The organism is Streptomyces sp. NPDC107500 (assembly GCF_055582785.1).
In genome coordinates this window covers 1-5,441 of the sequence record NZ_JBVJPF010000020.1, presented here as the reverse complement: position 1 = coordinate 5,441, position 5,441 = coordinate 1, and the positions used below count along the sequence as shown (strand labels likewise).

The following is a 5,441-nucleotide window of genomic DNA, read 5'->3' as shown; positions in this document are numbered from 1 at the left end:
GGTGAGCGGATGTATCGGACGGGGGACTTGGCGCGGTGGACGGCGGAGGGCCGGCTGGTGTTCGCGGGGCGGGCGGATGATCAGGTGAAGGTGCGGGGGCACCGGATCGAGCCGGGTGAGGTCGCCGGGGTGCTGACGGCGCATCCCGGGGTGGCCCAGGCCGCGGTCGTCGCCCGTGAGGACACTCCCGGAGACACCCGGCTGACCGCCTACATCGTCCCCGAAACCACCACCACCGACCCGGCCACAGCAACCATCGACCCCAGCCGGCACGACACCACCGTCCCCGACACCACAACCCTGACCGCCGACCTGCGAGCCCACACCGCCGCCCACCTGCCCGCCTACATGATCCCCGCAGCCTTCGTCGCCCTGCCCGAACTCCCCCTGACCATCAACGGCAAACTCAACCGAGCCGCACTCCCCACCCCCGAATACGCGGTGCTCGACAGCGGGCGTGCCCCTGTGTCGGTGGCCGAGGAACTGATGTGTCAGGTGTTTGGTGAGGTGCTGAGTCTGGAGCGGGTGGGGGTTGAGCAGGACTTCTTCGAGCTGGGTGGGCATTCGTTGCTGGCGATGCGGTTGGTGTCGCGGTTGAGGGTGGTGTTCGGGGTTGAGGTGGGTGTCCGGGTGCTGTTCGAGGCGTCGACGCCGGCAGCGTTGGCGGCGCGGATTGCGGGTGCGGATGCGGCGCGGGTGAGTCTGACGCGGTGGGAGCGGCCTGAGCGGGTGCCGTTGTCGTTTGCTCAGCGGCGGTTGTGGTTCCTGGCGCAGTTGGAGGGGCCGAGTGCGACGTACAACATCCCGATCGCCCTCCGTCTGGAGGGTGCGCTGGACGTGAACGCGTTGCGGGCGGCGTTCGGTGACCTCCTGGGGCGGCATGAGGTGCTGCGCACGGTCTTCCCGGTGGTGGACGGGGAGCCGTATCAGCAGGTTCTGACTGTCGGTGAGCTGGGTGAGGTGCTGCGGGTCGCGCGGGTGGCCGAGGGTGAGGTGGCAGCCCTGGTGGCGCAGGAGACCGGGCACGGTTTCGACCTCGGCGTCGAGGTGCCGCTGCGGGCGCTCCTGCTCGAGACCGGCGTGGATGTGCACGTCTTGGTGGTGGTGGTGCATCACATCGCGGGGGATGGATGGTCCATGGGCCCCCTGGCCGAGGACATCTCGGTGGCGTATGCGGCACGATGTGCGGGGGAGGCTCCAGGCTGGGAGCCGTTGCCAGTGCAGTACGCGGACTACACGCTGTGGCAGCGGGAGCTGCTGGGCGATGAGGGTGACCCGGACAGCGTGCTCGCCGAACAGGTGGGCTTCTGGCGTGACGCGCTGGCCGGGGCACCGCAGGAGTTGGCGCTGCCGGTGGATCGGCCGCGGCCGGCAGCCGCGTCGCACCGGGGCCATACGGCGTCGCTGATGGTCCCGGCGGAGGTGCACGCGCAGCTGACGGCGCTGGCGAGAGAACAGGGGGTGACCCTGTTCATGGTGGTGCAAGCCGCGCTGGCCGTGCTCCTGTCGAAGCTGGGTGCGGGCGAGGACATTCCCGTCGGTACGGCGGTGGCCGGCCGCACGGACCAGGCCCTCGACGATCTCGTCGGGTTCTTCGTCAACACGCTGGTGCTGCGTACCGATGTGTCGGGGGACCCGACCTTCGGTGAGTTGCTGGAGCGCGTGCGGGAGACGAGCCTGGCGGCGCTGGAGCACCAGGAGGTGCCGTTCGAGCGGTTGGTGGAGGTGCTGGCACCGGACCGCTCGCTGGCGCGGCATCCGCTGTTCCAGGTCATGCTCACCCTCCAGAATCAGGGCCAAGCCAGGCTGGACCTCCCAGGCCTGCGGGTGGCGCCGGTGTCAGGCGGTCTGCGGGTGGCGAAGTTCGATCTTGATGTGTCGTTGGGTGAGGTGACTGACGGTGAGGGCCGTCCGGTGGGGTTGCGGGGGTCGGTTACCGGGGCGGCGGATCTGTTCGACGCGGGGACCGTGGAAGCGGTCGCTGAGCGCTTGGTGAAGGTCCTGTCGCTGGTGGCCGCGGATCCGCGGGCTCGGGTGGGGCAGGTCCAGGTGCTGTCGGAGGCGGAACGGCGCCAGGTGGTGACCGACTGGAACGACACCGCCGTACCAAAGCCGGAGACGACCTTGCTGGCGCTGTTCGAGGATCAGGTGCTGCGGGACCCGAGCGCTGTCGCGGTCGTGTATGAAGATGAACGTGTCTCGTATGGGGAGTTGGATGAGCGGGCGAGCCGGCTGGCAGGGGTGCTGGCCGGGCGGGGTGTGGGGCCGGAGTCGGTGGCGGCGGTCATGCTGGAGCGGTCGGTCGAGCTGGTAGTGACTTTGCTGGCGGTGTGGAAGGCCGGTGCTGCCTATCTCCCCGTCGATCCGGACCACCCCTCGGAACGGCTCGCGTTCACGCTGACCGACGGCCGTCCGTCCTGCGTGCTCACGACGCGTGCGCACGCTGGTGAACTTCCGGTAGACCTGACCGTCCCCGTGCTTGCCGTCGACGAGGCGGAGCCGGCTGGGAGCGATACAGCGCCGGCCACGGCCGGGACGCGTCCGGTCCTGACGGCCGGTCATGCGGCGTACGTGATGTACACCTCCGGATCGACGGGGCGGCCGAAGGGCGTGGTGGTCACCCACGGCGGCCTCGCCAACCACCTCCTCTGGGCACAGCGGGTGTTCGGGCTGGAGGCGTCGGACCGAGTGCTCCACAAGACACCGTTCGGGTTCGACGCGTCGGTCTGGGAGTTGTGGTGGCCGTTGATGTCCGGTGCGGCGCTGGTGATCGCCGCACCGGCGGCACACCGTGATCCGGCCTACCTGGTGGAGCTGATACGGCGTGAGGAAGTCACCGCCGCACACTTCGTGCCTTCGCAGTTGTCGTTGTTGGTCGCCGAGTCCGCCGCGGTCGATTGCACGAGCCTGCGGATGCTGTTCAGCGGCGGTGAGGCGCTGACGGGCGCTCTGCATCAGCGGGCTACGAGCCTGTTGGACGTGGAGTTGCACAACGTCTACGGGCTGACGGAGACCACGGTCGACTCGACGTCATGGCACGACGGTACGAGTGAGGTGGCAGGTGGGAATGTTCCGATCGGCCGACCGGTCGACAACACTCGTGTCCATGTCCTGGACCGGTTCCTTGCGCCGGTGCCGCCGGGTGTGGCGGGGGAGCTGTATGTGGCCGGCACGGGCCTTGCCCGCGGCTACCACGAGCGACCGGGGCTGACGGCGGAGCGGTTCGTGGCGTGCCCGTTCGGTGGTTCGGGTGAGCGGATGTACCGGACCGGTGACCTGGCGCGGTGGACGGCGGACGGGCAGCTGATGTTCGTGGGCCGTGCGGACGATCAGGTGAAGGTCCGTGGCTTCCGGGTCGAGCCGGGTGAGGTCGAGGCCGTCTTGGTGGCACATCCCGAGGTGGCTCGAGCGGTGGTGGTCGCCCGCGAGGACACCCAGGGTGATGAGCGCCTCGTCGCGTACGTCGTGCCCGAGGGTGAGGGTGGATGGGGCGACGAACTGTCCGGCGCAGTTCGTGCCTTTGGGGGCGCGCGGTTGCCGGAGTACATGGTGCCCTCTGCCGTCGTGGTGCTCGACCGGCTGCCGTTGTCGGTCAACGGAAAGCTGGACCGGGCAGCCCTCCCCGCCCCGGAATATTCGTCTGTTGGCGGCCGGGGTCCTGCCACGGTGGCTGAAGAGCTGGTGTGTCAGGTGTTCGCGGAGGTCCTGGGCGTCGACCGTGTAGGGGTGGAGGACAACTTCTTCGAGCTGGGCGGGCACTCCTTGCTCGCGGTGTCGTTGGTGCAGCGGTTGCGTGAGCGTGGGTTCGGGGTGTCGGTGCGGGTGCTGTTCGAGGCGCCGACGCCGGCGGCGTTGGCTGCTGCGGGCAGTGGCGGGGGCGTGGTGGAGGTGCCTGCGAACGGGATCCCGGCGCAGGGTGTGGAGGTGATTACGCCGGAGATGCTGCCGTTGGTGGAGCTGACGGCCGCGCAGATCGACCTGGTGTGCGCGTCCGTCGAGGGCGGCGCGGCGAACATCGCCGATGTGTATCCGCTGGCGCCGTTGCAGGAGGGCATCTTCTTCCACCACTTGCTCACCGGACCGGGTGAGGCGGACGTGTACCTCGTGCCGATGATGCTCGGCTTCGACAGCCGTGAGCGGCTGGACGGGTTCCTGGCGGCCTTGCAGCGGGTCGTGGACCGGCACGACATCTACCGCACCGGGCTGGTGTGGGAGGCGTTGCCCGAGCCTGTGCAGGTGGTCCGGAAACGTGCGACCGTCCCGGTCACCGAGGTCGCCCTGACCGGGGACGGTGATGACCCGCAGGCTGAGCTGCTCGCGCTCGCCGGACGCTGGATGGACCTGCGACGGGCACCGCTGCTGCGCGTACACGTGGCGGCCGAGCCGGGCAGCGAGCGGTGGCTCGGGTTGGTGCAGGTGCACCACCTGCTCCAGGACCACACCGCATTGCAGGTGGTGCTGGGCGAGGTCGCGGCGTTCATGGCCGGGCGCAGCGATGCTCTCCCTGAGCCGCTGCCGTTCCGTGACTTCGTGGCCCAGGCCCGGCTGGGGGTCTCCCGCGCCGAGCACGAGGAGTTCTTCGCCGAACTGCTGAGGGACGTGACGGAGCCGACGCTGCCGTTCGGCCTGGCCGACACGCGCGGCGACGGCACGGGTGTGCAGCAGGCGCGGCTGCGGGTGGATGACGGACTGGGAGAGCGAGTGCGGGAGCAGGCCCGTCGCCTGGGAGTGAGTCCGGCGACGTTGTTCCATGTGGCGTATGCGCGGGTGGTGGCGAGTCTGGCGGGGCGGTCGGATGTGGTGTTCGGGACGGTGTTGCTGGGGCGGATGAACTCCGGGCGGGGTGCGGACCGGATTCCGGGACCGTTCATGAACACCCTTCCCGTGCGGGTGAACATGGCAGGTCTTGATGCGGTGGGTGCGGTGCGGTCGATGCAGGCGCAGTTGGCCGGCCTGCTGGTGCACGAGCACGCCCCGCTCGCCCTGGCGCAGAAGGCCAGTGGCGTCCCCGCCGCAGCCCCGCTCTTCACATCTCTGCTCAACTACCGTCATGGCGGTCAGCCTCGCCGGGATGGCGGGGGTGGTGGCAGGGGTGGTGGCCTTGCCGGGGTGGCGATGCTGTCGACCGAAGACCGGACGAACTATCCGCTGTCGATGTCGGTGGATGATCTGGGGACCGCGTTCGGGCTGACGGCTGACGCGGTGGCGCCGGGGGATCCGGAGCTGGTGTGCGCGCTGCTGCAGAACGCTGCCGAATGCCTGGTCGAGGCGCTGGAGAGTGCACCGGAGACACCTCTGGGTGAGGTCGCCGTGATGTCACCGCTCGTTCGCGAGCGGATGGTCGTGGAGTGGAATGATGCGCCTGTGGTGGGGGTGGTGGGTTCGGTGGTGGAGTTGTTTGGGGAGTGGGTGGTGCGGGATCCGGGTGCGGTGGCGGTGGT

The 5,441-nt window shown here is 69.5% G+C and carries 1 protein-coding gene; it reads left to right on the top strand.

Annotation, left to right across the window (positions count from 1 at the left end):
* The coding region (locus ACZ67M_RS37730; RefSeq protein ID WP_469854359.1) for an amino acid adenylation domain-containing protein at positions 1-5,441 on the top strand (5,441 nt) is incomplete at both ends.